This is a genomic window from Hydrogenophaga laconesensis (assembly GCF_031457235.1).
GTDB lineage: Bacteria > Pseudomonadota > Gammaproteobacteria > Burkholderiales > Burkholderiaceae_C > Hydrogenophaga > Hydrogenophaga laconesensis.
On sequence record NZ_JAVDWE010000011.1, the window covers coordinates 103791 to 130431 of the forward strand.

26 protein-coding genes and 1 other RNA gene are annotated in these 26641 nt (G+C 66.3%); 9 read left to right on the forward strand and 18 right to left on the reverse strand.

The features are described from left to right. Positions 1-5: 5 nt before the first annotated feature. The 3 genes from rnpB to J2X09_RS18590 all read right to left on the reverse strand — a co-directional run bounded on the left by rnpB (position 6) and on the right by J2X09_RS18590 (position 2339). An RNA gene (rnpB, locus tag J2X09_RS18580) (RNase P RNA component class A) lies at positions 6-341 on the reverse strand. A gap of 20 nt (positions 342-361) precedes the next feature. After that, positions 362-1717 (reverse strand): MATE family efflux transporter, encoded by a 1356-nt coding sequence (locus J2X09_RS18585; RefSeq protein WP_204734651.1) that lies wholly within the window; start codon positions 1715-1717, stop codon positions 362-364. A 25-nt stretch (positions 1718-1742) separates the two neighbouring features. Beyond that, positions 1743-2339, reverse strand: a complete 597-nt coding sequence (locus tag J2X09_RS18590) for a DUF2239 family protein (protein ID WP_204734652.1) — start codon at positions 2337-2339, stop codon at positions 1743-1745. A gap of 130 nt (positions 2340-2469) precedes the next feature. Between J2X09_RS18590 and J2X09_RS18595 the strand changes: the two genes are divergently transcribed. Next, the gene (locus tag J2X09_RS18595; protein ID WP_310308989.1) at positions 2470-4350 is read left to right on the forward strand and encodes an NAD(P)/FAD-dependent oxidoreductase; all 1881 of its coding nucleotides are present in this window, start codon (positions 2470-2472) and stop codon (positions 4348-4350) included. A gap of 44 nt (positions 4351-4394) precedes the next feature. Next, complete coding sequence (locus tag J2X09_RS18600) at positions 4395-5114, forward strand: glycine zipper 2TM domain-containing protein (RefSeq protein ID WP_374726519.1); 720 nt, start codon at positions 4395-4397, stop codon at positions 5112-5114. Between the two features lie 65 nt (positions 5115-5179). Here J2X09_RS18600 and htpX read toward each other — a convergent pair whose 3' ends face one another. The 4 genes from htpX to pyrC form a co-directional block, all read right to left on the reverse strand. Beyond that, positions 5180-6058 carry a protease HtpX gene (htpX, locus tag J2X09_RS18605; protein WP_204734653.1) on the reverse strand — a complete coding sequence of 293 codons (879 nt, stop codon included), beginning with the start codon at positions 6056-6058 and terminating at the stop codon, positions 5180-5182. A gap of 77 nt (positions 6059-6135) precedes the next feature. Beyond that, entirely contained in the window at positions 6136-7521 is a 1386-nt protein-coding gene (locus J2X09_RS18610; protein ID WP_204734654.1) for a glutamine synthetase family protein, read from the reverse strand. Then, positions 7518-8273 carry a DUF3025 domain-containing protein gene (locus tag J2X09_RS18615; protein WP_204734655.1) on the reverse strand — a complete coding sequence of 252 codons (756 nt, stop codon included), beginning with the start codon at positions 8271-8273 and terminating at the stop codon, positions 7518-7520. Before J2X09_RS18615 ends, J2X09_RS18610 begins: the two co-directional genes overlap by 4 nt. A 5-nt stretch (positions 8274-8278) precedes the next feature. Beyond that, positions 8279-9328 carry a dihydroorotase gene (pyrC, locus tag J2X09_RS18620; RefSeq protein WP_204734656.1) on the reverse strand — a complete coding sequence of 350 codons (1050 nt, stop codon included), beginning with the start codon at positions 9326-9328 and terminating at the stop codon, positions 8279-8281. 183 nt (positions 9329-9511) lie between these two features. On the opposite strand from pyrC, the gene J2X09_RS18625 reads away from it, so the two are divergent. After that, positions 9512-9988 (forward strand): FecR family protein, encoded by a 477-nt coding sequence (locus J2X09_RS18625; protein WP_204734657.1) that lies wholly within the window; start codon positions 9512-9514, stop codon positions 9986-9988. A 3-nt stretch (positions 9989-9991) separates the two neighbouring features. Here J2X09_RS18625 and J2X09_RS18630 read toward each other — a convergent pair whose 3' ends face one another. Beyond that, a complete protein-coding gene (locus J2X09_RS18630; protein WP_204734658.1) occupies positions 9992-12127 on the reverse strand; it encodes a CHASE2 domain-containing protein in 2136 nt (711 codons plus the stop codon). An 87-nt stretch (positions 12128-12214) separates the two neighbouring features. On the opposite strand from J2X09_RS18630, the gene J2X09_RS18635 reads away from it, so the two are divergent. Continuing rightward, the gene (locus tag J2X09_RS18635; protein ID WP_204734659.1) at positions 12215-12841 is read left to right on the forward strand and encodes an OmpA family protein; all 627 of its coding nucleotides are present in this window, start codon (positions 12215-12217) and stop codon (positions 12839-12841) included. 66 nt (positions 12842-12907) lie between these two features. Here J2X09_RS18635 and J2X09_RS18640 read toward each other — a convergent pair whose 3' ends face one another. The 6 genes from J2X09_RS18640 to J2X09_RS18665 form a co-directional block, all read right to left on the reverse strand. Continuing rightward, positions 12908-13645, reverse strand: a complete 738-nt coding sequence (locus tag J2X09_RS18640) for an amino acid ABC transporter ATP-binding protein (protein ID WP_204734660.1) — start codon at positions 13643-13645, stop codon at positions 12908-12910. Positions 13646-13675: 30 nt separating this feature from the next. Then, positions 13676-14347 carry an amino acid ABC transporter permease gene (locus J2X09_RS18645; RefSeq protein ID WP_204734661.1) on the reverse strand — a complete coding sequence of 224 codons (672 nt, stop codon included), beginning with the start codon at positions 14345-14347 and terminating at the stop codon, positions 13676-13678. A 1-nt stretch (position 14348) separates the two neighbouring features. After that, on the reverse strand, positions 14349-15104 hold the full coding sequence (locus J2X09_RS18650) for an amino acid ABC transporter permease (protein WP_204734662.1): 756 nt from the start codon (positions 15102-15104) through the stop codon (positions 14349-14351). A 117-nt stretch (positions 15105-15221) separates the two neighbouring features. Next, positions 15222-16121, reverse strand: coding sequence for an amino acid ABC transporter substrate-binding protein (locus J2X09_RS18655; protein WP_204734663.1), 900 nt, complete (start codon positions 16119-16121; stop codon positions 15222-15224). A 277-nt stretch (positions 16122-16398) separates the two neighbouring features. Continuing rightward, positions 16399-17319: a LysR substrate-binding domain-containing protein gene (locus tag J2X09_RS18660; protein WP_204734664.1), complete on the reverse strand. Its 921-nt coding sequence runs from the start codon at positions 17317-17319 to the stop codon at positions 16399-16401. A 69-nt stretch (positions 17320-17388) separates the two neighbouring features. After that, a complete protein-coding gene (locus tag J2X09_RS18665) occupies positions 17389-19245 on the reverse strand; it encodes an ABCB family ABC transporter ATP-binding protein/permease (protein ID WP_204734665.1) in 1857 nt (618 codons plus the stop codon). A gap of 38 nt (positions 19246-19283) precedes the next feature. Between J2X09_RS18665 and J2X09_RS18670 the strand changes: the two genes are divergently transcribed. Continuing rightward, the gene (locus tag J2X09_RS18670) at positions 19284-19724 is read left to right on the forward strand and encodes an acyl-CoA thioesterase (RefSeq protein WP_204734666.1); all 441 of its coding nucleotides are present in this window, start codon (positions 19284-19286) and stop codon (positions 19722-19724) included. 6 nt (positions 19725-19730) lie between these two features. On the opposite strand, the gene J2X09_RS18675 is transcribed toward J2X09_RS18670, so the two are convergent. Next, on the reverse strand, positions 19731-20468 hold the full coding sequence (locus J2X09_RS18675; RefSeq protein WP_204734667.1) for a type 1 glutamine amidotransferase: 738 nt from the start codon (positions 20466-20468) through the stop codon (positions 19731-19733). Between the two features lie 130 nt (positions 20469-20598). Between J2X09_RS18675 and J2X09_RS18680 the strand changes: the two genes are divergently transcribed. Beyond that, positions 20599-21108, forward strand: a complete 510-nt coding sequence (locus J2X09_RS18680; protein WP_204734668.1) for a pyridoxamine 5'-phosphate oxidase family protein — start codon at positions 20599-20601, stop codon at positions 21106-21108. 7 nt (positions 21109-21115) lie between these two features. On the opposite strand, the gene J2X09_RS18685 is transcribed toward J2X09_RS18680, so the two are convergent. From J2X09_RS18685 to J2X09_RS18695, 3 genes are read right to left on the reverse strand one after another with little or no spacing between them, the layout of a single operon-like run. After that, complete coding sequence (locus J2X09_RS18685) at positions 21116-21910, reverse strand: crotonase/enoyl-CoA hydratase family protein (RefSeq protein ID WP_204734669.1); 795 nt, start codon at positions 21908-21910, stop codon at positions 21116-21118. Beyond that, positions 21907-22284, reverse strand: coding sequence for an AtuA-related protein (locus tag J2X09_RS18690; RefSeq protein WP_204734670.1), 378 nt, complete (start codon positions 22282-22284; stop codon positions 21907-21909). The genes J2X09_RS18685 and J2X09_RS18690 overlap by 4 nt, the downstream gene beginning before the upstream one ends. Continuing rightward, on the reverse strand, positions 22281-23684 hold the full coding sequence (locus tag J2X09_RS18695; protein ID WP_204734671.1) for an acyclic terpene utilization AtuA family protein: 1404 nt from the start codon (positions 23682-23684) through the stop codon (positions 22281-22283). Before J2X09_RS18695 ends, J2X09_RS18690 begins: the two co-directional genes overlap by 4 nt. 167 nt (positions 23685-23851) lie before the next feature. On the opposite strand from J2X09_RS18695, the gene J2X09_RS18700 reads away from it, so the two are divergent. The 3 genes from J2X09_RS18700 to J2X09_RS18710 are packed head-to-tail and all read left to right on the forward strand — an operon-like array spanning position 23852 to position 26637. Further along, positions 23852-24727: a branched-chain amino acid ABC transporter permease gene (locus J2X09_RS18700; protein ID WP_204734672.1), complete on the forward strand. Its 876-nt coding sequence runs from the start codon at positions 23852-23854 to the stop codon at positions 24725-24727. A 3-nt stretch (positions 24728-24730) separates the two neighbouring features. Further along, positions 24731-25807, forward strand: a complete 1077-nt coding sequence (locus J2X09_RS18705) for a branched-chain amino acid ABC transporter permease (protein ID WP_204734673.1) — start codon at positions 24731-24733, stop codon at positions 25805-25807. Positions 25808-25812: 5 nt separating this feature from the next. Beyond that, positions 25813-26637, forward strand: a complete 825-nt coding sequence (locus tag J2X09_RS18710; protein WP_204734674.1) for an ABC transporter ATP-binding protein — start codon at positions 25813-25815, stop codon at positions 26635-26637. Positions 26638-26641 lie beyond the last annotated feature (4 nt).

The window sequence follows — 26641 nt, forward strand, 5'->3', positions numbered from 1 at the left end:
GAAAAGTGTGAAGCGCACTGATAAGCCGGATTCTGTGCATCCGGGTTGCCCCGGATGTGACCGCCATTCATCTGGGCCGGGAGTCGCCTCCCGGCTCGGTGCCACCTACCCGCCAGCTCCGCGGAACCACGTCAACGCTGGCCTATTTGGTGTTGCTGCGCGTAGAGATTGCCCGTTTCACCCGAACTGAATCGGCTCGTCTCTGTTGCTCTGATCCTCACCTTAGGGCCTTGCGGCTTGTCGGTGGAGAGGTGTTACCTCCTACGCTGTCCTGTGCAGTCCGGACGTTCCTCCAGCACACCCTTTCGGGCTGTCGTGCCAGCGGCGGTCTGGTGCGCTTCACGGTGCGGATTATCGCCTCTCACACGAGCCGCTCGATCTTGCGGTGGCGCCACACGCCCCGGTAGTAAGCGGTCTGCAGGACCAGCATGGCGACATAGGCCACCGGGAAGGCGATCCAGACGCCGGGAAGGCCGAAGTGCATGTCCAGCAGATAGGCGGCGGGCAGTTGCACGCCCAGGATGCAGAAGACCGAGATCGCCATCGGCACCAGCACCACGCCGCTGGCGCGCATGAGCCCGCCCACCACGGCCTGGAAGCCGAACACCAGAATGCTCCACAGCATGATGTGCAACAGGTGTTCGGCCTGCGCGCGCACCTCGGGCTGGGTCAGGAACAGGCCCATCAGCGTGTGCGAGAGCGCGTAACCCAGCAGCACCAGCGCGCCTGTCAGGGCGGCATTGAGCCACAGCCCCGTGCGCAGGATCGCACCCAGCCGGTCGACCCGGCCCGCGCCGATGGATTGCGCCGCGAGGATGGAAGCCGTGATCGCGATGGACAGCGCCGGGAACTGCACGTAGTTCACGACCTGCGTCACCGCGCCGTAGGCCGCCGTGGCCTGCGAACCATGGCCGTTCACGAGCGCAAGGATGACCAGTTCGGACATCGAGATCACCACCATCTGCAGACCGGTGGGCAGACCAATGCGCATCACCTTGGCCAGGATGGCGCGATCCAGCCGCAACGCGCCCAGCAGTTCGCGGTCGAATGCCAGCACGTGGTGCCTGCTGCGCAGCCGCCACACCAGGAACGCCAGCGCCGCGGCGTAAGACACAAGCCCCGCGTACGCCGCGCTCTGGATGCCCAGCTTCGGCAGGCCGAGCCAGCCCTGGATGAGCGCCGGGGTGAGCGCCAGGCCCAGCGCGGTGGAGAGCAACAGGGCGATCAGGGGCGAGAGGGTGTCGCTCACCCCGCGCAGCAGTTGCGTGAACAGGATGAACACCAGCAGCAAAGGCATGATGAGCAGCATCACCCGGGCGTAGGCCACCGCGTCGTCGAGCACGTCGATCGGTGTGCCCAGCGCCTGCATCGCCGGGCGCGCGAACGCAATGCCCACCACCGCAGCCACCAGTCCGATCAATGCACCCAGCACCAGCGCCGTGCCTGCGATGGCCTTGACCATGTGCGGTTCCTTCGCACCCCAGGCCTGGCCGATCAGCACCGACGCCCCGGCGCCGATACCGATCACCAGCGAAATGAAGAAAAAGACGATCGGGAACATCCCCGACACCGCCGCCAGCGCGTGGGTACCCAGCATCTGGCCGATGAAGATGCCGTTGAGCGTGCCGGACAGCCCCTGGAGGATGTTGGACAACACCATGGGCACGAGGAAGACGAGATAAACCCGCCAGAGCGGGCCTTGGGGTGTGGGCGGCATGTGAGATCCGGGGTGAAGGTGAAAGTCAGGGGGTCGGATTGTCAGGGGTTTCCGGCGCGAAAGCGTCGCGGGCGAGCCAGGCCAGGTGGGCCTGCACGTCCGGGGGCCAGGCGGCGATGCGGAGCGCGAAGGCCTCGGCATCGTGAGCAAACAGGGCACGCGATGCCTCCTCGAAGCCCGCGAAGCCGCCCGCGATGGCGCTCATGAACCGGTAAGCCCGTTCCCTGGCCTGCCGCTCTCCGTCGCGAGTCGCGTGGGTTCGCCGCGCCTCTTCGACCAGGCGCCGCAGGGCCGCCGACGCGCCGCCGGGTTGCTGCGACAGCCATTCCCAATGGCGGGGCAGCAGCGTCACCTCACGGGCCACCACCCCCATGCGGGGACGCCCGACCTGTGGCGCGGCAGCCACTGTGCCCGGGCTGGAACCCGCTTCGGCAGGCGTGGTGTGAAGGCCGGGCGGCCAGGGGTGGTCCACCTGCGCGCCCGTGGCGTCGTCGAACACCAGCAGTCCGCCGGCGGACAGGTCGAGTGCGGCGAGGGACCTGGCCACCTCGTCGTAGGACCCGAAAGCAACGCGCCGGACGCCTAGAAAAGCGGTGCAACTTGAGGAAGGGATGCCAGACATGCAGCAAATTATACCCGGGTCAAATAATTTAACCCGGATGATTCCAAAGAACATCCCATCGGGGGGGACCGCATTTGGTGACAATAGCGGGCATACGTCTCCTGCTTGATCAACACAAGCCCCACGACACATGATCCGTCTCTCCGAACTCAAGCTGCCCCTGGCCGCCCTGCCGGCCGAACCCCGTCGCGCCGCCGACGCCCCGACCGAAACCGACGACGACCGTCAGCCCGCCCCGCATCCCGTCGAGGCCCTGACGGCGCTGGCCGCCACGGCTCTGGGCATCGACCCTGCTGGCATCGCCCGCGTCGATGTCTTCAAGCGCAGCTTCGACGCGCGCAAGGCCGATCTGCTCGCGGTCTACATCGTCGACGTGACGCTGTCGGACCCCGCCCAGGCCCAGGCCCTGCTCGCCGCGCATGCCGGCAAACCCCATGTGCAGCCCACCCCCGACATGGCCTGGCGTGCTCCGGGCCGCGCGCCGGCGCACTGGCCGGCGGACGAGCGCGAGCGTCCCGTGGTGGTGGGGTTGGGGCCCTGCGGCCTGTTCGCCGCGTTGGCGCTGGCGCAGATGGGCCTGAAACCCATCGTGCTCGAGCGCGGCAAGCCGGTGCGCGAGCGCACCAAGGACACCTGGGGCCTGTGGCGCCGTGCCGAGCTCAACCCCCAGAGCAACGTGCAGTATGGCGAAGGTGGCGCGGGCCTGTTTTCCGATGGCAAGCTCTACAGCCAGATCAAGGATCCGCGCTTCCTCGGCCGCAAGGTCATGAGCGAGTTCGTCGAGGCCGGCGCGCCGCCCGAGATCCTCTACGCCGCACATCCGCACATCGGCACCTTCAAGCTCGTGCGCGTGGTCGAGGCCATGCGCGAGAAGATCGTCGCGCTCGGCGGCGAGATCCGTTTCCAGCACCAGGTCTGCGGCATGAGCCTGGCCGGCGAAGGCAATCAGCAGCGCATCGACACCCTGCAGGTGCGACGACTCGACACTGGCGACACCGTCACCATGCCCGTCAGCCGCGTCGTGCTCGCCCTGGGTCACAGCTCGCGCGACACCTTCGCCCTGCTGTGGGACGCGGGCGTGTTCATGGAAGCCAAGCCGTTCTCCATCGGCTTTCGCATCGAGCACCCGCAGGGCGTGATCGACCGCGCGCGCTGGGGCCGCCATGCGGGTCATCCCCTGCTCGGCGCGGCCGACTACAAGCTGGTCCACCACGCGAAGAACGGCCGAGCCGTGTACAGCTTCTGCATGTGCCCGGGTGGAACAGTGGTGGCCGCCACGTCCGAACCAGGCCGCGTGGTCACCAACGGCATGAGCCAGTACTCGCGCAACGAACGCAATGCCAATGCCGGGCTCGTCGTCGGCATCGAACCGACCGACTTCCCCCAGTCGTTTCCCCAGGACATGCCCCTGTGGTCTGCCGCCTTTGGCGAAGCCGACGGCGCGCGCTACGCTGAACAGGCACGTGCCCTGTCCAGTGAAGGCGGCGTCCATCCGCTGGCGGGCGTGGTGCTGCAACGCCAGCTTGAAGCGCGGGCCTACGAACTCGGCGGCGGCAACTACGACGCACCAGGCCAGCTGGTGGGCGATTTCCTGCAGAAGAAGCCCTCCAGCGCGCTGGGTGGTGTGGAACCGTCGTACCGCCCGGGCGTGAAACTGGGCGACCTGGCCCACGCCCTGCCCGCCTACGCCATCGAAGCCATGCGCGAGGCGGTTCCGGTGTTCGGCCGCAAGATCCGCGGCTACGACATGGCCGATGCCGTGCTCACCGGCGTGGAAACCCGCACGTCCTCGCCACTGCGACTGACGCGCGGCGAGAACTGCCAGAGCGTGAACACGCGCGGCCTGTACCCGGCTGGCGAAGGCGCCGGCTACGCTGGCGGCATCCTTTCCGCCGGCGTGGATGGGTTGAAAGTGGCCGAAGCGCTGGCACGCGACCTGTTCGGCGGTCACGCCGGGCCGGGAACCGCGCAGGAAAACACGAATCTTTACACCGTGGGCATGTTCGCTTGACAGAAGACGCGCATGCTTCAGGCTATCCCTACAAGGAGTCTTCCATGAAAACCCCCGTTCTGATTCCCGTGATGACCGGCCTGCTCGCCCTCGCCGGCGGTGGCGTGGCGCACGCTCAGGATGAGCAAGGCCGCGTGATCAGCAGCACCCCCATCATCCAGCAGGTGGCTGTGCCGCGCGAGGTCTGCAGTGACCAGCAGGTCACCTACCAGGGCCAGAAGTCCGGTGCCGGCGCGCTGATCGGCGGCATTGCCGGTGGCGCGGTGGGCAATGCCATCGGCGACGGCAGCGGCCGCGCGGCGGCCACGGTGATCGGCCTGATCGGCGGTGCGATGCTGGGCAACCGCATCGAAGGCCCCGGCCAGCCCTACACCGAAACCTACCGCCAGTGCGGCGCCCAGACGTTCTACGAAAACCGCACGGTCGCGTACGACGTCGTCTACGAATACGCCGGCCGCCAGTACCGCACGCAGATGCCGCAAGACCCGGGCCGTTACGTGCGCCTGAACGTCTCCCCGGCCGACGCGATGCCCCCGCCCCCGCCGGCCGTCACCTATCCGTCCTACCGGCCGCAGGTCCAGTACGTCGAGCCGCCGACCACGCGCATCACGATCGGCACGACCTACTACCCGGCTTATCGCCCCGCTCCCGTGATCGTGCCCGGCCATGGCCACCGCTGGGGCCCGGGCTACGGTGACTACGACCGGCGCGCCCCGGACAACCGGCCCGACAATGGCCGCTGGGAGCGGGAACGCAACCGCTGAAAATCAGCCAGTGGCCCCAACAAAAAAGCGACCCGCGGGTCGCTTTTTTCATGCCACTCTGAGAATCAGAGCTGCTGCTGTTGCTGCAGCGCCGCGATGCGTTCCTCGATGGGTGGGTGGGTCGAGAACAGTTTGCCCAGGCCGCCGGTGATGCCCAGCGCCTGCATGGTCTTGGGCAACTCGCCAGGAGTCAGGCCGCCCAGGCGGGCCAGGGCGTTGATCATGGGCTGCTTGCGGCCCATCAGGCTGGCGGCACCGGCATCGGCACGAAACTCGCGCTGACGGCTGAACCAGGCCACGATGATGGCGGCCAGGAAGCCCAGGACGATGTCCATCACGATGGTGGTGACCATGTAGCCGATGCCGGGGCCGGAGTTGTTGTCGCTGCCACGGCGCAGAAAGGAGTCGACCGCGTAGCCGATCACACGGCTGAGGAACACCACGAAGGTGTTCATGACGCCCTGGATCAGCGTCATCGTCACCATGTCACCGTTGGCCACGTGCGCCACCTCGTGGCCGATCACGGCCTCGACCTCTTCCTTGGTCATGTTCTGCAGCAGACCGGTGGAGACGGCCACCAGCGCCGAGTTCTTGAAAGCACCCGTGGCGAATGCGTTGGGCGCGCCTTCGAAGATGCCGACCTCGGGCATGCCGATGTTGGCCTTGTCCGCGAAGCGGCGGACGGTCTCGACGATCCAGGCCTCATCCGCGTTCTGAGGCTGGTTGATCACCCGCACGCCGGCGCTGAACTTGGCCATCGGCTTGCTCATGAGCAGCGAGATGATCGCACCACCAAAACCGATCACGAGCGAGAACCCGGCCAGTGCCGTCATGTTCAGCCCGTTGGCGGTGAGGAAACGGTCCACACCCAGGATGCGGGTGGTGATCAGCAACACCGCCATCACGGCGAAGTTGGTCAGGACAAACAACAGGATGCGTTTCATGGGGACTCCGGTTTTATGGGTATCGAAAGGCAGCGGGATGATAAATGGGGCCGGCCAGGCGATTGTTCAAGCAGAAATCACACCTGAGGCAGCAGAAAGCGGCGTTCCCAGGCGCTGATCTCATGGAGGAAGCTGTCGTGTTCCAGCTCCTTGACCGCCAGATAGGCCCGCACGAAGCGTTCGCCGAGCAGCCGGGACGCGTGCGCGCTCTGGGCCATTTGTTCGTGGGCGGTGGAAAAAGTTCGCGGCAGGCCACGGGGCAGCTCGTAGCCGTTGTCGAGCACGGGCTCACCGGGCATGCGGCGCGTCTGCAAGCCTTCCAGACCCGCAGCCAGCGTGGCAGCGATCGCCAGGTACGGGTTGGCATCCGCGCCGGCCAGGCGGTTTTCGACCCGGCGGGCAACAGGCGCGCTCACCGGCACGCGCAGGCCGGCGGTGCGGTTGTCGCGCCCCCATTCCACATTGATCGGTGCCTGACTGCCTGTGACATAGCGCCGGTAGGAGTTCACCGTGGGTGCGTAGATGAGCGTGAGGTCGGGCGTGAAGGCCTGAAGGCCGCCGATGTAGTGCAGGAAAGCCTCGCTCTCGGAGCCGTCGGGCAGGCTGAAGATGTTGTGGCCGTTCGCGTCGACCACGCTCTGGTGCAGGTGCATGGAGCTGCCGGCTTCGCCGGCCAGCGGCTTGGCCATGAACACGGCGTTCAGCCCGTGCTGCAGCGCGATCTCGCGCGCCGCTGTCTTGAACAGGAATGCCTGGTCAGCCACCGCCACCGGGTCGCCATGCAGCAGGTTGATCTCATACTGGCAGGGCCCGACCTCGTGCAGCCAGGTGTCCGCCCGGATGCCCAGCGCATCGATGGCGCCATGAAACGCGTCCCAGAAAGGCGCCAGCTCGTTGAGCGCATTCAGGCTGAAGGCCGATTGCCCGACCTCGGGTCGGCCGCCACGACCCACCGGCGCGGTCAGCGGCTGGGCCGGGTCGGTCATGGCCGCAGTGAGGTAGAACTCGATCTCGGGTGCCACCACGGGCGTGAGCCCCATGGCCTGGTAGCGCGCCACCACGTTCCTGAGCACGGAACGCGGTGCGAATTCGCACAGGCTGCCGTCGAGCTCGACGCAGTCGTGCACCGCGAGGTAGCGTGGCACGCTCGCCCACGGGGCACGGCGCAGCGTGGCCAGGTCGGGCACGAGGCGCACGTCCGGGTCGCTGTCTGGAAAAACCTTGTCGTACGAGTACTCGCCCGTCACACACTGCATGGGAATGGCCTGGCAGATGCGCAGTTCGCCGCCTGCGGCGAAGCTGGCGGCCGGCATGAGCTTGCCGCGCGGGTAGCCGGTGACGTCGGCGAACAGGCACTCCACGTCGCGCACGCCGGTGGCGCGAAAGTGGGCCGCAAGCTCGGCACGGTCGGCGTCTTGCGTCAGGTTCAGGTGGGACCACGAAAGCAGGGCAGGCTGGGTCATGATGTGAAAGGGTCGGAACGCCTGGGGCGGAATACCCCGGCGTCGGCATAGTAAGCGGGATCGCTGTTGGCGGGCCACCAGCCCGGCACGCCGAGCACTGGCAACGGCGTGAATGGTTTGGCCGCCAGCACCGGCGCGGTGAGTGTGTCGGCCAGCCAGCCGTCCCACGCTGCGAGGTCCTCGCCCAGCGCCAGCGGCACGGGCTCACGGAACACATGGGCGGTGATCGACTTGTACGGCGTGACCAGCTTCTCCAGCAAGGCATGGCCAAACAACACCAGCCGGGCCTGTGGCCAGAGGGGACGCAGGGTCACGAACAGGTGATGCCACTCGCGTGCCTGCAGGGCGTCCCACAGCGGTGGGGGTGCCTGGAGCAGTGCGGCGTTCTCGTCGAACAAGGTGAGTGCGTCGCGCACCGGCCCGCGCACCGCCCCCACCCCGGCGCAGGCGATCTCGGCCGCCTGCAAGCGGTTCAGGCGCTGCTTGGTGGCCGGGAACCGCCGCCAGCACAGGCCGTTGAAGAAGTCGTGCAGGTTGTCGCGCGTGGGCACATGGCCGGTATCGAAGATGAACTGTTCATAGGCCACCCCCGTCGGCAGACGGTCCTGCGGCACGAAGTGCACCGGGCAGGCGCCGGGCGCATCGAGCGCTTGCGGCAGCGACCGGCCCCGTGCCAGCGCCGCCTGCACCGCCCGCCCCTCGCCCTCCACGGTTGCGAACCACGGTGCGGACCAGTCGAGCGCCAGCTCCAAGGGATTCAGGCTTGCACGCGCCAGGGCAACGCCTCGCCACCGCGCAAGGGCTTGAGGTCGGCTTCGCCGAACCGGAAGCTCTCGGGCGTGGTCCAGCTTTCGCGCTTGAGCGTGAGCGTGCCGCTGTTGCGCGGCAGGCCATAAAAGGCCGGACCGTGGAAGCTGGCAAAGCCCTCGAGCCTGTCGAGCGCACCCACCGAGTCGAAGGCCTCGGCGTACATCTCGATGGCGGCATGCGCGGTGTAGCAGCCAGCGCATCCCAATGCATGTTCCTTCAGGTGAGCGGGGTGCGGCGCGCTGTCCGTGCCGAGGAAGAACCGGTCGCTGCCGCTGGTGGCAGCGGCTACCAGCGCCTGTCGATGGGTTTCGCGCTTGAGCACCGGCAGGCAGTAGTAGTGCGGGCGGATGCCACCGGTGAAGATCGCGTTGCGGTTGTAGAGCAGGTGGTGTGCCGTGAGCGTGGCGGCGGTGAAGGGGCCGGCCTCGCCCACGTATTGCGCGGCTTCCCGGGTGGTGATGTGCTCCATCACGATCTTCAGCTCGGGAAAGTCGCGCCGCAGCGGAATGAGCTGCTGGTCGATGAAGACCGCCTCGCGGTCGAACAGGTCAATGTCGGAGGAGGTCACCTCGCCATGCACCAGCAGCAGCACGCCGGCGCGCTGCATGGCCTCCAGCGTCTTGTAGGTCTTGCGGATATTGGTCACGCCAGCGTCGCTGTTGGTGGTAGCACCGGCCGGATAGAGCTTGAGGGCCACCACCCCCGCGTCCTTAGCGCGAGCGATCTCGTCGGGCGGCAAGTTGTCGGTTAGGTACAGCGTCATCAGCGGCTCGAAGCTCATGCCCGCGGGCACGGCGGCGCGGATACGCTCCCGGTAGGCCACGGCCTGCGCCGCGGTGGTGACCGGCGGCTTGAGGTTGGGCATGATGATCGCGCGGCCGAACTGTGCGGCGGAGTGGGGCACGACGGTGTGCAGCGCAGCGCCATCGCGCACGTGCAGGTGCCAGTCGTCGGGGCGGGTGATCGTGATTTCAGCGGGGTGGGAAGAGGTGCTCATGCCGCGATTCTCGCAAAGCCGGCTCGCGGCCGGCCAAAGGGCGGCCAGACGCGCGGGCGCTGGCCTCATCCGCTCAGACGCTTTATGATCCCTTTCGTCGGGACACCCGCCCCGTCTCTGTAGCTGGTCGTGTAGCAGTTGCAGACAGCGTCATTCCATCTTTTCCGTGTCTGGGTCTGCGACATGTCCATCCTCTCCCTCCGACTTTCAGGCACCGCCCTCCAGGCGGCCGCCTGCGCAGGCCTGGTCCTGTGGGCGGGTGCGGCGATGGCCACCGAAGGCAGTCCGGTCGGCTACGTGAAGAACGTGAAGGGCACGGCCACGGTCACGACAAACGGCCAGGCCATCGAGGCCCAGCCCGGAACGCCGCTGCACCCGGGCAGCGTGCTCAGGACCGGGGCGCAATCGAGCATGGGCGTGACGTTCAAGGACAACACCCTGATGTCTTTCGGACCGGACACACTGCTCACGGTCGAGGAATACCTGTACGAGCCCGCCGAGGGTAAGCTCAAGCTCGGCGCGCGCATGGGCAAAGGGACGCTGAACTATGTTTCCGGCGTGATCGCCAAGCTGCAACCCGAGGCCGTCACGGTCAAGACACCCGCCGGCATGATCGGCGTGCGCGGTACGCAATTCCTGCTCAAGGTCGAGGAAGAGTGAACGTCATTTGGCGCTGAGCACGATCTCATCGCCCCGCTCTCCTTGCGCCAACCGGGCGCAATACAGGGCCACCAGGGGATCGTCCGGGTGGGTTGCGCGCAGGCGTGCAAATTGTTCCTGTGCATCCGCACCGCCATCGCGCACGGCTTCATAGGCTGCCAGATACAGCGCAGTGGGCGCGTACCCGGGCGGCAAGGGCCTGGGCAGTGGCTCGTACACCTGCAGTGCCGACCGCTTGCCCTTGAGCACCAGCCGCCCCACGGGTCGGGCCTCGCAGGGCGCGCAAGCCGACAGCGTGGCCTGTGACACACAGATCAGCGTGCCCAGTTGCTTGTTCACGCTCTCGAGACGGGCCGCCGTGTTGACGGGATCACCCAGCGCGCGGTAGTCGAAGATGGCCTTGCCGCCGAAGTTGCCCACGATGACTTCGCCCGAGTGCACACCGAACCGCGTGCTCCCGAAAGCGATGCCCTGGGCCTGCAAGTCCCTCGCGTAGGCGGAGGCAAAGGCGTGCATCTCCAGCGCGCAGTCCAGGGCACGTTGTGCATGGTCGGGCTGTGCCACCGGCGCGGAGAACATGATCGCCAGGGCGTCGCCCACGATGCGATCCAGAGTGCCCTGGTGCCGGAAGGCGATGGAAATCATTTCCTCCAGGTAGCGGTTGAGCAGGGACACCGCTTCCGCCGGGTCAATGGATTCCATGAGCGCCGTGAAGCCCGTCAGATCGGTGAACACAAAGCTGCAATGCTGGCGTTTACCGCCGAGTTCCAGCTGGCCCGGGTTGTTCATCAGGTGTTCGACCCGGTTGGGCGACACATAGCGCGAGAACGCTTCCTTGATCCACCGCTGCTGGCGTTCGCTCCAGAAGTGCCTCCAGAGGCTGGACAGGGCGAATGCCACCGTCATCACGAGCGCCGGCGTGAAGCTGTCCAGCAACAGGCGCTGGCTGGCGAACGCCCACCAGCCACCCCACAGCACCGCGCCCACCAGCACCAGCGCCCCGCCTGCCGCCCACAGCGACGGCAGGAACGCACCGATCCAGACCAGCAACACACAACCGACCACCACCACGATGGCTTCGGCGGCCTGGGCCCATCCAGGCCGGTTGAGAAAGTGGCCCGACAGCGCCTGCTCCAATGCCTGAGCGTGAGCCTCGACACCGGGCATGACGGCGCCCAGCGGGTTGAAGCGCAGATCCAGCAGGCCCTGCGCCGAACTGCCCACCAGCACGATGTGCCCTTCAAGCAGGGCCGGGTCCACGGCGCCTTCCAGCACCTGCCACGCCGGCACATAACGCTGCGCCTCGTGCCGGGTGTAGTGAATCCACATCTCCCCCCGTTCATTGGTCGGCAGATCCAGGGAGCCGATGCGAACCGATTCCAGTGCGGGCGCCGCGCCATCCGCGCGCTTGAGAATGTGGTTCTCCAGACCCTGTGCCACCCGCAGCATCTCGGCGCCGAGGCTGGGCACCGGGTTCCCCGCGAGGCTCACCACCAGCGGCACCCGGCGCACCACGCCATCCCCGTCAGACACGAAGGTGAGCGATCCATTGCCCCGCGCAGCAGCATCCAGCCCGGGCAGTGAAGGCACGGCGGCTGCGAAGGCGTACAGGGCCTGAGGACTCGGCTCGCCCATCCACACATAGCGGTAGGGCGCATGGGGCACCGCACCCTGGCCTTTCGATGGCGCCTCGCCGAGCGCAGCGAAGCCCAGCACCACGTTGTGCCTCTGGATGGCTTGCGCGAACACCGTGTCGTGGTCGGGCAAGCCCTCCAGCGCCGCGCGCGCGGATGGGGACAAAGGCCACTCGGCAGAGGCTCTTCGCGGTGAGGTGCGATCGGGCTCGGCAAACACCACGTCAAATCCGATGGCGGCGGCACCACGCCGATCCAGCTGTTCGACCAGCTGCGCCAGCCGGGTGCGCGGCCAGGGCCACTGGCCCAAACGCTGCAGGCTCTCCTCGTCGATGTCGACGACCCTCACGGGCACGGGCGTGTACCCGCGGGGTTGCCAGCGCTGGTACTGATCGAACCCCTGGTGCCGCAGCGTCTGCAGCGCCATGGGGTCAAACAGCACGAGCGCCAACCCCAGCGAGGCCGTGACGAGACTGAGCAGGATGGCGATCGAACGCAGGGGCATTTTTTCAATCGCGGGATATGTGAGACATTCGACGCTTTACGTGGCCCCGGACGGCCCGCCTTTTTTCATGGGTCGGATTTTCCAGACATGCAAACATCCCTGCATTTGCGCCGCTGGCTGCTGAGCGCCGCGGCTCTGCCGATGGTACTGGTGTTGGCGGCTTGCGGCACTTCCACACCGCGTTCCTATGTGGTTCTCCTGCCGGACGCGGATGGCAACGTGGGACAGGTCATCGTGAGCGGCGGCAAGGGCCGTCAAGTGTTGACACAGTCCGGGCAGATGGCCGCGCTGGATGGGGGCGCGGTCCACATCGCGTTGAGCCAGGCACAGATCGCCGCGGAATTCGGAGAGGCCAGGGCCGCTCAACCCGTGGCGCCGGAGCACTTCATGCTCTATTTCCTGACGGGGGGCACCCGCCTGACCATGGAATCGGAGATGAAGTTCGCGGACATCCTCGCCCGCTGGAAAGCCCGGCCGCAGAACACGGTGAGCGAGCTGGTGGTGATCGGACACACCGATACCGTGGGCAGCGACGAAAGCAACACCGCGCTCGCCATGCAACGCGCCCGGTCGATCGCGGAGAGGTTGCGCGATGCAGGCATCAGGGTGGGCGCGCTGACGCTGGAGTCCCATGGCGAGAAGAACCCCCTTGTCCCCACCAGGGACGGGGTGGCCGAACCGCGCAACCGGCGCGTGCAGGTCACCATCCGCTGAACAGCCGCACAAAAAGAGAAAGGGGCGCATCGCGCCCCTTTCTGCTGGCATGAACCCTCGGCAGGCTCAGTGCGCCAGGATCTTGTTGAGGAAGTCCTTGGTGCGCGGCTGGCGGGCTTCGGGGTTGCCGAAGAACTCGTCCTTCGAGCAGTCTTCGAGGATCTTGCCACCCACGTCCATGAAGATCACACGGTTGCTGACCTTGCGAGCAAAGCCCATTTCGTGCGTCACGCACATCATGGTCATGCCCTCGTGGGCCAGGCCGATCATCACGTCCAGCACCTCGCCGACCATTTCCGGGTCCAGCGCGGAGGTGGGTTCGTCGAACAGCATCACGATGGGGTCCATCGACAATGCGCGCGCAATGGCCACACGCTGCTGCTGGCCGCCCGAGAGCTGGCCCGGGAACTTGTCCTTGTGGGCGATCAGGCCCACGCGTTCGAGCATCTTCAGGCCGCGCTTCTTGGCCTCGTCCGGGTTGCGGCCCAGCACCTTGATCTGCGCGATCGTGAGGTTCTCCGTCACCGACAGATGGGGAAACAGTTCGAAGTGCTGGAACACCATGCCCACGCGGCTGCGCAGTTTGGGCAGGTCGGTCTTGGGATCGTGCACCTTGATGCCGTCAACGGTGATCTCGCCCTTCTGGAAGGGCTCCAGCGCGTTGATGGTCTTGATGAGGGTGGACTTGCCCGAGCCCGATGGACCGCACACCACCACCACTTCGCCCTTCTGGATGTTGGTGGAGCAATCGGTCAGCACCTGGACACTGCCGTACCACTTGGAGACGTTCTTGAGTTCAATCATGGCTATTCCTGTTTGTCGGGTACTTCAGCTTCAACGGATGATGGCGATCTTCTTGTGCAGCCGCTTGACCAGCCAGGACAGGGCAAAGCACATGACGAAATAGATCACGGCGGCGGCGAGGTAGGCCTCGATCGGCCGGCCGTAGTTCTTGCCGGCCACCTCGAAGCCCTTGAGCATGTCGTAGGCGCCGATGGCGTAAACGAGCGAGGTGTCCTGGAACAGGATGATGGTCTGCGTGAGCAGCACCGGCAGCATGTTGCGAAACGCCTGGGGCAGCACCACCAGCTTCATGTTCTGACCATAGGTCATGCCCAGCGCCTGCCCCGCGAACACCTGGCCACGCGGAATCGACTGGATGCCAGCGCGCATGATCTCGCTGAAATAGGCGGCCTCGAAGGCGATGAAGGTGATCACCGCCGACACCTCGGCACCGATGGGACGCCCGATGAGCAACGGCACCAGCAGGAAGAACCAGAGGATCACCATCACCAGCGGGATGCTGCGCATGCCGTTCACGTAGATCGCTGCCGGCGTGTCCAGCCACTTCTTGCCCGACAGGCGCATGAGCGCGAGGATCGTGCCAAAGAAGATGCCACCCAGCGTGGCGACGATGGTCAGCATGACGCTGAAATAGAGACCCTTCAGCACGAAGTTGCTGATGAGGTCCCAGTTGTAGAAAGAGAAGTCGAGATTGAGGTTCATGTCAGTGGCCCCCTGCTCCGCCGGCGACCACGAAGCCCGGGATGCGCACGCGTTTCTCGATCACCGCCATGATGCGGTTGATGGCGAAAGCCGAGATGATGTAGAGGCCGGTCACCGCGAGGTACACCTCGACGCCGCGCGAGGTTTCTTCCTGCGCCTGCATCGCGAACATGGTGAGTTCGGACACCGACACCGCGAACGCCACCGAGGAGTTCTTGAAGATGTTCATCGTCTCGCTGGTCAGTGGCGGGATGATGATGCGGAACGCCATCGGCAACAGCACGTAGCGGTAGTACTGGAATGTGGTGAAACCCATGGCCATGCCGGCGTAGCGCTGGCCGCGCGGCAACGCCTGGATGCCCGAACGCACCTGTTCGGCGATCCGTGCCGACGTGAAAAAGCCCAGCGCGAACACCACCAGCACGAAGCCGGGCACATCCCTCATTGCCGGGAACACGGCAGGCACCACGTGGTACCAGAGAAAGATCTGCACCAGCAGGGGGATGTTGCGAAACAGTTCCACCCAGGCATTGCCCAGGCGCACCACCATGGGTCGGTCCGGCAGCGTGCGCAACGTGCCGATCACCATCCCGATCACCAGCGCCAGCAGCAAGGCCAGCAGCGACACGGACACCGTCCACCCCCAGGCGGAGAGCATCCAGTCCAGATAGGTGATATCTCCCCCCTTGCCAAAGCAGCTTGCCACCGGCTGCCGCTCGATGGTGTCCTCGCAGAACACCTGCCAATCCCAGGCCATAAGAGCCCCTTCTCGTTTTGTTACCAGTCCGGCGGGCACCCTCTGGTGCGCGGACCTCTACGAAAACGCCCCTTCAAATGATCCACTTGAAGGGGCGTGCCTGAAGCGTGTTGGAGCTTACTTGGTGGCGTAGTCTTCCATCGGCTTGTCGTTCGGGTTGGCCCAGGCAGCCTTGGTGGCAGCGGACATGGGCAAACCGATCTTCACGTTCGCGGGCGGGATGGGTTGCATGAACCACTTGTCGTACAGCTTGGCGAGCGAGCCGTCGGCGATCTGGCGCTTGATGCTGTCATCCACGGCCTTCTTGAAAGCGGGATCGTCCTTGCGCAGCATGCAGGCGATGGGCTCCACCGACAGCACTTCGCCGACCATCTTGTAGTCGTTGGGGTTCTTGGACTTCGACGCGTTGGCGGCCAGGATGGAGCCGTCCATCACGAAGGCGTCGGCACGGCCGGACTCGAGCAGCAGGAAGCTGTCGGCGTGGTCCTTGCCCATGACCTCCTTGAAGTCGATGTTTTCGGCGCGCTTGTTGCGACGCAGGGTCTGCACCGAAGTGGTGCCCGTGGTGGTGGCCACGGTCTTGCCCTTGAGGTCTTCAATGCCGTTGATGCCGGAATTGGCCTTTGTCAGGATGCGCACTTCTTCCACATAGGTCGTCACGGCGAAGGACACGTCCTTCTGGCGGGCGGCGTTGTTGGTGGTCGAGCCGCACTCCAGGTCCACGGTGCCGTTCTGCACCAGAGGGATGCGGTTCTGCGAGGTCACGGGCTGGTACTTGATGTCCAGCTTCGGCAGGCCGAGCTGCTTCTGGATGTCGGCGAGGATGATCTCGCCCATTTCGGTGTGGAAGCCGACGTACTTGCCGTTGCCCAGGGTGTAACCGAGGCCGGACGACTCACGCACGCCCAGGGACACACTGCCGGACGCCTTGATCTTGGCCAGCGTGTCGCCAGCCTGTGCAAAGGCGCTGCTGGCGGCCAGTGCGGTCACGGCCAACGCGAGCAGGTGTTTTTTCATAGGGATCTCCTTGCTTGTGGATAAAGGTATTGATTCAACGAACGGACCGGGATGCTCTACGCCCCAGAGACGCAGATGGCATCACGATGATGCTACCTACGCAAGCTCCGTTCCACCCGGGAATTCCCACCCGTGTCGAGCGGAACCGGCGACTGTAGCCAGCGGCCGGTGCGCAAGCCAATGCCGATTGCAGCGCCGGTCATGCAAACCGTTCATGTCCGAATTTACCCCAATGGCGAAACCCGGAATGGTGCGGTAAGCAGCTTTTGACGCATCGTTACGGCGGGGTTCCCAGCCGCTGGCGGAGATCGTGCCAGAAGCTCTCGACCTGGCCCTTGGCCTTGCGGGTGCTGGACCGTTCACGGTAGATGCGGATGTCCAGCGCCGTCTCCAGCGCCCCGCCGGCAGACACCAGCTTGCGAGCACGCACTTCCTTGCGCACCGCGCTGGCCGGCAGGAAAGCGATGCCATGGCCTTCGAGCGCCATGGCCTTCAGACCCTCGGCCATGTCGGTTTCGTAGATGCGGTCCAGGTGGACTGGTGTGGTGCTCTGCTTGAGCATCTGGTCCACCGCGCGGCCCAGGTAGGCACCTGGCGCATAAGCCAGATAGGGTTGTGGCTGCTGGAGCGTGCCCGGTAGTGCGTACAACGGTGCGCCCTGGTCATCGGGGCGCACATAGGGAGACAGCAGTTCCGTGCCCAGGTGCAGCATCTCGTAGCGGCTGGCATCGAGCTGGATGGGCTGGGACGCGTGCTGGTAGGCGATGAGGAGGTCGCAACTGCCCTCCACCAGCCGCAGCACCGCATCGTGCACGTTCAAGGCGATGAGCCGGCTCTTGATGGGGCCGCAGGTCGCGCGCAGGCCGGACAGCCAGGATGGGAAAAAGGTGAACGCCAGCGTGTGCGGCACCGCGAACTCGATCACGTCCTGGGCGGCGGCGGTGTGGGCGCGGAGCGTGGCGCGGGTGCTCTGGAGGGCCTGCAGCATCTCCAGGGCCTGGTCGTACAGCGTCTGGCCGGCGGGGGTGAGGCGGGTGGGATACGAAGATCGATCCACCAGATCGGTGCCCGCCCAGGCTTCCAGCGACTGGATGCGCCGGGAGAAGGCGGGCTGCGTCACGTGGCGCAGCTGCGCCGAACGGCTGAAGCTGCGGGTCTCGGCGAGGCTGACGAAGTCCTCGAGCCATTTGGTTTCCATGGGGGGCGATTATGGAGCGGCTCCCGACGCCCGGGCACCAGACCGGCACGACCTGCGGGTAAACGGGAATCAGTCGCTGGCCGACTGCTGCAGTGCCCACATGCCGGCGTACGTCCCGTCCCGGGCCACCAGATCCGCGTGCGTGCCCCGCTCCACGATCTCGCCGTTGACCAGCACCAGAATCTCGTGCGCATCGACCACGGTGGACAACCGGTGTGCGATCACGAGCGTGGTCTTGTCGCGCGCGGCACTCCGCAATTCGGCCTGGATCGCGCGCTCGTTCGCGGAGTCGAGCGCCGAGGTGGCCTCGTCGAAGATCACGATCGGCGGGTTCTTCAGCAGGGTACGGGCGATGGCGACGCGCTGCTTCTCGCCGCCCGAGAGCTTGAGGCCGCGTTCGCCCACCATGGTGGCGTAACCCAAGGGCAGGCGGTCGATGAAGGCGTGGATGTGGGCGGCCTTCGCCGCCTCCACGGCCGCGTCGTGCCCCGCATCGGGGCGGCCATAGAGGATGTTGTATTCGATGGTGTCGTTGAACAGCACGGTGTCCTGCGGCACGATGCCGATGGCCTGGCGCACGCTGGCCTGGGTGACATCCCGGATGTCCTGGCCATTCAGTGTGATGCGGCCACCCTCTTCCGGGTTGCTGACGTCATAGAACCGGTACAGCAGGCGCGCCAGGGTGCTCTTGCCCGACCCGGAAGGGCCCACCACCGCCACCGTCTTGCCGGGCGGAATCTCGAAACTGATGCCATGCAGGATCTCCCGCGCCGGCTCGTACGAGAAGCGCACGTTCTCGAACCGCACCGCAGGTGGGCCCGCCAGATGCAGCGGCCCGGCCCCGGGCTCGTCAGCGATCTCGCGCTCCTTCTCGAGCAGCGCGAACATCTTCTCGAGATCGGTCAGGCTCTGCTTGATCTCGCGGTAGAGCACGCCCAGGAAACCCAGCGGAATATAGAGCTGGATCATGAAGGCGTTGACCATCACCAGATCGCCCAGCGTGAGCTCGCCGGTGGTCACCCCCTGGGTGGCACGCCACAGCATGAGCACCAGCGCCACGGCAATCACCAGCTGCTGCCCGGCGTTGAGCATGGACAGGGTGGTCTGGCTCTTGATGCGCGCCCGGCGCAGTTTTTCCAGCGCCTCGTCGTAGCGACGGCCTTCGAACGCCTCGTTGTTGAAGTACTTGACCGTCTCGTAGTTCAGCAGCGAGTCGATCGCCCGGGTCTGGCTGGTGGACTCCAGTTCGTTCATCTTGCGGCGGAACTGGGTCCGCCACTCGGTCACCACCACGGTGAAAGTCACGTACAGCACCAGTGCGATCAGCGTGATCCACACATAACCCATGTCGAACCTGGTGCCCAGCAGCGCGAGCACCATGATCACTTCGATCAGCGTGGGAAAGATGCTGTAGAGCGAGTACGAGATGAGCGATTGCACCCCACGCGTGCCCCGCTCGATGTCGCGCGTCATGCCGCCGGTCTGGCGCTCCAGGTGAAAGCGCAGGCTCAGCGCGTGCAGGTGCCCGAACACCTGCAGCGCGATGCTGCGCGTGGCGCCCTCGGTGGCCTTGGCGAACACCAGCTCCCGCAGTTCCGTGAAGACGCTGGTGGACAGGCGCAGCAAGCCATACGCCAGCAGCAGGCCCACCGGCACGACCAGCAGCGCCGCGGCGCTGCCGGGCGCGATCGTCATGGCGTCGACCAGTTCCTTGAGGAGCAGTGGCACCCCCACGTTGGCCATCTTGGCGGCCACCATGAAGGCCAGCGCCAGCACCACGCGCCCTTTGTACTGCCAGAGGTAGGGCAGCAGGCGCTGGAGGGTGGCCCAGTCGGAACGGGGGGCAGGGCTGGCACCCGCCGCCCCGGACGCACCGGCACTGGCGGGCGCGACGAACGCGGAACGGGCGGAAGAATCGGGTCGCATGCAGGAAAATGGGCGGCTAATGTCTGGAGATTGTGCCCATGTCCCGCGATTCAAGCCTGCCCCCGCAAACCGCCCTGCCCACCGACCGCGAGCTGGTGCTCAAGGTCATTCCCATGCCCGGCGACTGCAACGCCAACGGCGACATCTTCGGCGGCTGGGTGATGGCACAGGTCGACCTGGCCGGTGCGGTCCTGCCCGCGCGCTACGTGCGCGGCCGCATGGCCACGGTCGCGGTGAACCAGTTCGTCTTCAAGCAACCGGTGCGCGTGGGCGACATCCTGAGCTTCTTCGCCCACATCACGCGCGTCGGGCGCACCTCGGTCACGGTGCAGGTGGAGGTGTTCGCCGAACGCTTCTCGACGCAGGGCCAGTACGTGAAGGTGACCGAGGCGAGCCTGACCTACGTGGCCATCGACCTCGAAGGCCGGCCCCGGCCTATTCCGCGCGACGGCCTGGAGCTGCCCGGCCACCTGGCCTGAGCCAGCTCAGCCCGGCCAGCGCGAACGCCAGGTGCGGTAGATGCGGTCGGCGAGGGCCTGGCTGCCTGGCAGGTGCCGGTCGGTGGCGGCCAGCATGCCGGCCGGGTCCTGCACGCTGTCGCGGTGCAGCAGCACCTTCACGGGGTAGGCCTCGCCGGGGGTTTCCAGCCAGTCCTTGATCTTGGCCGGCGTGATCTCGATGTGGAACTGCATGGCCAGATGAGGGCCGATGGCAAAAGCCTGGTGCGCACATGCCGCTGACGTGGCCAGCCATTCGGCACCGGGCGGGAGATCCACGAAACCGTCCTGGTGCCACTGATACACAGTGGGGGTGCGTCCGTCGCCAAACCACTGGCGCGCGGTCGCGCCGCCGTTGTGCTCGATCGGCCACCAGCCGATTTCCGGTTGGCTCAGCTGCTCCACCCGCCCCCCGAACGCCCGCGCCATCAGCTGGCCGCCCAGGCAGTGCCCGATGACGGGAATGCCCAGTGCGTCGGCCTCGCGGATGAGCGCTTCGGCCTGGCGCAGCGTGGGGCGCTCGTCGTTGGCGCTCCACGCGCCTCCCAGCACCACCAGGCCTCGGTAGCCTCGCACCGAGTCGGGATATGGATCGCCCGCCTCCGCACAGCGCAAATGCCACGTAGCGCCCTGCATGTCGAGCCATTCACCCAGATAGCCGGGTCCGTCCTCGAAAAGATGCTGCAGGATCAGTGCGTCGGCAAAGGGGGTAGCGGTAGCGGGCATCGGGCAATGATGAGGCAAATCTTGCCGACAACATCGCCCGGCCATGCATTCCCGAAGCGGACCCAGGGGCGTTGGTTTCGGGAACGCCATTTGCCCGTCGATGGGCCTCCATCCACAAAAAGGGCAAAAAATGAGCGACAAGGACGCATCCCTCGAATCCCTGCGGGACATGATCAAGGACATTCGCTTCGCGATGTTCACCACCCGCAGCCACCGGGCTCACCATGCGGGCCACCTGCACTCCCGACCCATGACGACCCAGAAGGTTGGCGTCGATGAAGGCACTCTCTGGTTCTTCATGTCGCGCAAAGGCGATCCGGTGGCCGACATCGCCGCCGATCCCGTCGTCAACGTGAACTATGCCGATCCGGACAAGGACACTTACGTTTCCGTTTCAGGCACCGCACGAGTGGTCAACGATCCAGCGAAGGTCCGCGCGCTGTGGAACAAGGCAGTCGAAGCCTGGTTTCCGAAGGGCCCGGATGACCCCGACGTCGCCCTCGTGGCGGTGGACATCGGGCACGCGCACTACTGGGACATCAAGGAAAACAAGCTGGTGCAGCTGCTGGCGATGACGAAGGCCGTGATCGTCGGCGGCGTGCCCAGGCTGGGCGAATCGGTCGAGGTGCCGGTCCGCTGAAGGGCTTTCAGAACTTGCCGTGCCGGCCCTGCCCGGCCGCGAAGCGCTGTGCGCCGGCCAGGGCATCGGGTATGCGTTCGCGCCCGCCTTCCCACTCCTGCTTCAGGGCGTCGCCCATCGGCAGATCCCATTGGCGCAACGCGCTCTCGCGGTCGGCGCGCATCGTGGCCTGCGGGAACGCCGCCAGTTGTCGCGCCAGTTCCACCGCCGCATCTCGCGCCTGCCCGGGTGGCACCACGCGGTTGGCCAGACCCATCTGCAAGGCCTCCGGCGCCTCGACCTTGCGGCCGGTGAGGATCAGGTCCATCGCATGCCCCATCCCGATCAGGCGCGGCAGGCGCACGGTCCCGCCGTCGATCAACGGCACGCCGAAGCGGCGGCAGTACACGCCGAAGTAGGCGTCCTCCTCCATCACGCGCATGTCGCACCACAGCGCGAGTTCCATGCCGCCGGCCACGGCAGCGCCGCTGACGGCCGCGACCACGGGCTTGGAGAGCTGCAGGCGCGACGGCCCCATGGGACCGAGCGCCCGTGTGTCATCGGCCGCGAAGTCAAGATCGAGGCCGCCCGTTTCGCCACTGGCTGCGAGGCGGGCGCCGTACTGCAAGTCCCAGCCCGCGCAGAAATGACCGTGCGCCCCATGGAACACCGCCACCCGGGCTTCGGCGTCGTCCTCGAAGGCCAGAAAGGCGGCGTGCAAGGCCTGCGCGGTCGGGCTGTCGACGGCGTTGCGCACCTCGGGACGGTCGAGCGTGACGACCCACACCTCGCCGAGCTGTTCCGTCCGCACCGCGGCGTTCATGGCCACCACCCCACGCGCGGCGCGTCCAGGGCCGCATTCAGTTCTTCGGGCGTCACGTCGATCTCCATCCGGAGCAAGGCACCGGCCATGGCCTTGCCAAGGTTGTCCAGCCGCAGGTTGCGTGCGCCGCCTCCTTGCAGGGCGCCACGCAGCACGAACTTGAGCGCGAGGATGTTGGGCAACGGCCAGGCGTCCACCTCACCGGGCAGCCAGGGCGCGAAGTGCGCCTGCACGCGCGCGGCCGTCACCTCGCGTTCCAGCACGCGGTAGCCCGCCTCGTTCCAGGCGAACACGCCGAAGTCGACCCAGTCGGCCTTGTCGCCACTGCGCGCGTGGGCGATGCGCACCAGGGGAATGCGGAGGGTGTCGCTCATGCGGCCTCCCCGAGCAGCTCGACACGAACACCGGTCTCGACACCACCTCGCGGTATCAACGTGGGCCAGATGCCCAGCAGCTCGCTCGTGTTGTGCAGGCCGGTGAAGCCGCAGGTGTAGGCCGGGCCACTCAGGCCCATCCAGGGGAACAGCCGGCCGAAACCGTCGGCCGCCGCCTTCTCCTGCGTGCGCAGCACCATGCGCGTCCAGATTTCGTTGGACTGGTTCAGCGCATCGGGTTTGGGACAGGGCGCCAGTGCGCCGTGCGCCGAGTTCAAGCCCGGGTACTCCACATACAGCTCGTCGTGCGGGATGCGCTTCTCGTGCAGCAGGGTTCGGATGGTGGCCTGCGCGGCCTGCGCCTTGTCCCAGGCGTCGGGCCAGGAAAAGCCCCAGGTTACCTCCGCCTTGTAGCCATCGCGAAAACCCGCCACGACCTTGAGCGTGTCGGTGGGCGCGGCGCCGCGCGCGCCGCTGAGCCGCACGCGGTCACCGCCTTCGTCGTCCAGGTAGATGCCCCCCATGTCGAGCACCACGTCGGGCGAGTGATAGGCGTGCGGGTTGTGCACCTCGTACAGCAGTTGCTGGCGCACGGTGTCGAAGTTGACGCGCCCACCCGAGCCCGGCGCCTTGGTGATGAGCGCGCCGCCATCCTCCCACACCTCGGCAATGGGATAGCCGATGTGGGCCAGATCGGGAATGGCCTGCCAGGCACCCTGGCTGCCGAAATTGCCCCCGCTGCCCTGCCCCGAACATTCGAGCAGGTGGCCCACGGTGAGGCCTTGTGCCAGGCGGTCGAGATCGCGCTGCGCGCTGGCGCCGGTGAGCTTCCAGCCCAGGCTGTGCACCAGCGGTCCGAGAAACAGCGCCGCGTCGGCCACACGGCCGGTGATGACGATGTCCGCCCCCGCGTCCAGCGCCGCCACGATGGGCGCCGCACCCAGGTAGGCATTGCCGAACACCAGCCGTTCACGCACTTCCTCCACCGGCGCCCGCGTGAAGAGATGGGCAAAAGCGCCAGCGGGCGCAGCGGTGTCGAGCAGCTGCGGCAGCACGTCGTCGCCACTGACCACCGCCACGCGGGCGCGCCAGCCCTTGGCCTTGAAAGCGGCCAGCACCGCCTGCGCGGCGCCCGCCGGGTTCAGGCCCCCGGCGTTGCACACGAAGCGCACACCCCGCTCGAGCATCAGTGGCCACAGCTTCATCAGCATGGGCACCACGTCGCGCGCGTAACCCAGCGACGGGTCGCGCTGCCGGTCTTTCTGCAGGATGGCCAGCGTCAGCTCGGCCAGGTGATCGCTCGCGATGAACTGCACGCCACCGCGTTCGATGCTCGCGGCCACGGGCTCCCAGTTGTCGCCATAGAAACCGAGGCCGGCGCCGATGCGTATGGATTTCATGTGATCGATCTTCCTGGCACCTGAGCGACTCAGGATGGGGGAGAACCCCTAGCGCCAGTCACGGGCAGGACAGCTATAAATTGCGCTCACCTGCTGGGCAGACTGCCACAAAGATTGCAGCGCCACCCCGCGCCGAGGCGTTGAAGGAACAACAGAGGAGACATTGCGTGCAATTGCTGCAACTGCTCATCAGCGGTGTGGCCCAGGGCTGCATCTATGGGCTGATCGCGCTGGGGTTCGTGCTGATCTACAAGGCCACCGAAACGGTGAGCTTTGCCCAGGGTGACCTCATGATGGTGGGCGCCTTCGGCGGTCTCGCGGCCATGACCATGCTGGGCTTTCCCTTCTGGCTCTCGGTGCCCGCCGCCATTGTCGGCATGGGCCTGTTCGGCGTGGTCCTCGAACGCGTGGTGATCCGCCCCATCCTGGGGCAGCCGGCCTTCTCGATCGTGATGCTCACCATCGGCGTGGGCTACACGTTGCGCGGCCTCATCACCATGCTGCCCAACATCGGCACCGAAACCCACACGCTGCCGGTGCCTTACGCCAACGAGGTGCTGCGCCTGGGCGCCCTTGTGGTCTCGGCCGAACAGATCGTGGTGATCGGCGTCACCGCCGTGCTGTGCGGCGGCCTGTTCGCGATGTTCCGCTACAGCAAGCTTGGCATCGCCATGCAGGCCTCTTCGCAGAACCAGCTCGCCGCCTACTACATGGGCATTCCGGTCAAGCGGCTCAACGGCCTGGTGTGGGGGCTGGCGGCGGCCGTGGCGGCGGTGGCCGGCCTGCTGCTCGCGCCCATCACCTTCGTGCACGCCAACATGGGCTTCATCGGGCTGAAGGCGTTTCCCGCGGCCGTGGTCGGCGGCTTCGGCAGCCTGCCTGGCGCCATCGTGGGCGGCCTGATCATCGGCATCGTCGAAGCGCTCTCGGGCTTCTACCTCCCCGAGGGTTTCAAGGACGTGGCGCCCTACATCGTCGTGCTGATCATGCTGGTGCTCAAGCCCAACGGCCTCTTCGGCGAAAAGCTCAGGAAGAAGGTCTGACCCATGCGCTTTCTTTTCAAGACCGACTACAACCAGGACATCCAGCTCGCCAAGCACGGCGGCCACCGGTTCTGGTACAGCCTGCTGGGTCTGTTCCTGGTGACCGCACCCTGGGTCATTCCCGAGTACTGGCTGGCGCAGCTCACCTTCGTGTTCATCTACTCCATCGTCGGCCTCGGGCTGATGCTGCTCGCCGGTTTCACGGGGCTGTTCTCGCTCGGCCATGCCGCCTTCCTCGGGGTGGGCGCGTACACGCAGGCCATCATGGTCAACGCGGGCCTGCCGTTTCCGCTCGCGCTGGCCTGCGCCGGCCTGCTGTCCGCGGCGGTGGGCATGGTGGTGGGCCTGCCGGCGCTTCGCGTGAAGGGCATCTACCTCGGCATGGCCACGCTGGCGTTCGGCTTCATCGTCGAGGAGGTCATCGCACGCTGGGAACATGTGACCGGCGGCAACGCCGGTCTGATGGTGCAGTACCCCGCCCTCTTCGGCTGGGAGCTGGACTCCACCAACGAGTTCTACTTCCTGTGCCTGATCATCACCGTGCTGGCCACGCTGGGCATCGTGAACCTCATGCGCTCGTCCACCGGCCGCGCTTTCGTGGCCATCCGCGATTCGGAGATTTCCGCCCAGAGCATGGGCATCCAGCTCGCGCGCTACAAGACACTGAGCTTCGCGCTCTCGGCCGCGCTGGCCGGCATCGGCGGCGCGCTGTACGCGCACAAGATCCAGTTCCTCTCGCCCGAGCAGTTCAGCATCATCCAGTCGATCGACCTGTTGCTCATGGTGGTGATCGGCGGCCTCGGCTCGATCCACGGCGCCTTCCTCGGCGCGATCTTCCTCATCGTGATGCCGCAACTCATCGCGCTGGGCAAGGACTTCCTGCCCGACGCCATCGGCCAGGCCGCCGGCCTGCAGGGCGCGGTGTACGGCATCGTGCTGATCGCGTTCGTGCTGTTCGAGCCCACGGGCCTGTATGGCCGCTGGCTGAAGATCCGCACCTGGTTCCAGTTGTTCCCGTTCTACCGCAAGGGCATGTTCAAGCGGCAGAAATCGTTCCAGAAGTCCGACCGCCTGAAGTGAACGCCATGAACGACATTCTTCTTTCGGCCCAGAACCTGAGCGTGCGCTTCGGCGGCGTGCTGGCGGTCAACAACGTGAGCTTCAACGTACGGCGCGGCGAGGTGTTCACGCTCATCGGGCCCAACGGCGCCGGCAAGACCACGGTGTTCAACCTGATCAGCCGCATCTACACGCCCACCACCGGCACCATCGACTACGCCGGCCCGCACGGGATGCTGCGCCTGACCGACCAGGCACCGCACCAGATCGCCCGGCTGGGCATCGCACGCACCTTCCAGAACATCGAGCTGTTCGAACACGCCACAGTGCTGCAGAACCTGCTGATCGGGCGCCACACGCACCGCAAGACCGGGTTGTGGAGCGAGATCTTCTTCACCGGCAAGACCCGCGCGGCCGAGATCGAGGCGCGCGAGAAGGTGGAACAGGTGATCGACCTGCTCGACCTGCAGCACCACCGCGAGTCCATGGTCGCCGGCCTGCCCTACGGGGTGCGCAAGGTGGTCGAGCTCGCCCGAGCGCTGTGCACCGAGCCCCGGTTGCTGCTGCTGGACGAACCCTCTTCCGGCCTGAACGTGGAGGAGACCGAGGACATGGCGTTCTGGATCACCGACATCAAGGAGGAGCTGGGCATCACGGTGCTGATGGTCGAGCACGACATGAGCCTGGTCTCCAAGGTGTCCGACCGCGTGCTGGCCATGAGCATGGGCACCGAACTTGCCACCGGCACACCGGCCGAGGTGCAGGCCGACCCCGGCGTGATCGAGGCCTACCTGGGCAGCGTGGACGATGTGTCTAGCCTGCGCCGTGAGAACCAGAGGGTGACGACATGAGACA

Coding starts and splice junctions, on each gene's coding strand:
- J2X09_RS18585 (WP_204734651.1), bottom strand. CDS start 1,717: ATGCCGCCCACACCCCAAGGCCCGCTCTGGCGGGTTTATCTCGTCTTC.
- J2X09_RS18590 (WP_204734652.1), bottom strand. CDS start 2,339: ATGTCTGGCATCCCTTCCTCAAGTTGCACCGCTTTTCTAGGCGTCCGG.
- J2X09_RS18595 (WP_310308989.1), top strand. CDS start 2,470: ATGATCCGTCTCTCCGAACTCAAGCTGCCCCTGGCCGCCCTGCCGGCC.
- J2X09_RS18600 (WP_374726519.1), top strand. CDS start 4,395: ATGAAAACCCCCGTTCTGATTCCCGTGATGACCGGCCTGCTCGCCCTC.
- htpX (WP_204734653.1), bottom strand. CDS start 6,058: ATGAAACGCATCCTGTTGTTTGTCCTGACCAACTTCGCCGTGATGGCG.
- J2X09_RS18610 (WP_204734654.1), bottom strand. CDS start 7,521: ATGACCCAGCCTGCCCTGCTTTCGTGGTCCCACCTGAACCTGACGCAA.
- pyrC (WP_204734656.1), bottom strand. CDS start 9,328: ATGAGCACCTCTTCCCACCCCGCTGAAATCACGATCACCCGCCCCGAC.
- J2X09_RS18625 (WP_204734657.1), top strand. CDS start 9,512: ATGTCCATCCTCTCCCTCCGACTTTCAGGCACCGCCCTCCAGGCGGCC.
- J2X09_RS18630 (WP_204734658.1), bottom strand. CDS start 12,127: ATGCCCCTGCGTTCGATCGCCATCCTGCTCAGTCTCGTCACGGCCTCG.
- J2X09_RS18635 (WP_204734659.1), top strand. CDS start 12,215: ATGCAAACATCCCTGCATTTGCGCCGCTGGCTGCTGAGCGCCGCGGCT.
- J2X09_RS18640 (WP_204734660.1), bottom strand. CDS start 13,645: ATGATTGAACTCAAGAACGTCTCCAAGTGGTACGGCAGTGTCCAGGTG.
- J2X09_RS18645 (WP_204734661.1), bottom strand. CDS start 14,347: ATGAACCTCAATCTCGACTTCTCTTTCTACAACTGGGACCTCATCAGC.
- J2X09_RS18650 (WP_204734662.1), bottom strand. CDS start 15,104: ATGGCCTGGGATTGGCAGGTGTTCTGCGAGGACACCATCGAGCGGCAG.
- J2X09_RS18655 (WP_204734663.1), bottom strand. CDS start 16,121: ATGAAAAAACACCTGCTCGCGTTGGCCGTGACCGCACTGGCCGCCAGC.
- J2X09_RS18660 (WP_204734664.1), bottom strand. CDS start 17,319: ATGGAAACCAAATGGCTCGAGGACTTCGTCAGCCTCGCCGAGACCCGC.
- J2X09_RS18665 (WP_204734665.1), bottom strand. CDS start 19,245: ATGCGACCCGATTCTTCCGCCCGTTCCGCGTTCGTCGCGCCCGCCAGT.
- J2X09_RS18670 (WP_204734666.1), top strand. CDS start 19,284: ATGTCCCGCGATTCAAGCCTGCCCCCGCAAACCGCCCTGCCCACCGAC.
- J2X09_RS18675 (WP_204734667.1), bottom strand. CDS start 20,468: ATGCCCGCTACCGCTACCCCCTTTGCCGACGCACTGATCCTGCAGCAT.
- J2X09_RS18680 (WP_204734668.1), top strand. CDS start 20,599: ATGAGCGACAAGGACGCATCCCTCGAATCCCTGCGGGACATGATCAAG.
- J2X09_RS18685 (WP_204734669.1), bottom strand. CDS start 21,910: ATGAACGCCGCGGTGCGGACGGAACAGCTCGGCGAGGTGTGGGTCGTC.
- J2X09_RS18690 (WP_204734670.1), bottom strand. CDS start 22,284: ATGAGCGACACCCTCCGCATTCCCCTGGTGCGCATCGCCCACGCGCGC.
- J2X09_RS18695 (WP_204734671.1), bottom strand. CDS start 23,684: ATGAAATCCATACGCATCGGCGCCGGCCTCGGTTTCTATGGCGACAAC.
- J2X09_RS18705 (WP_204734673.1), top strand. CDS start 24,731: ATGCGCTTTCTTTTCAAGACCGACTACAACCAGGACATCCAGCTCGCC.
- J2X09_RS18710 (WP_204734674.1), top strand. CDS start 25,813: ATGAACGACATTCTTCTTTCGGCCCAGAACCTGAGCGTGCGCTTCGGC.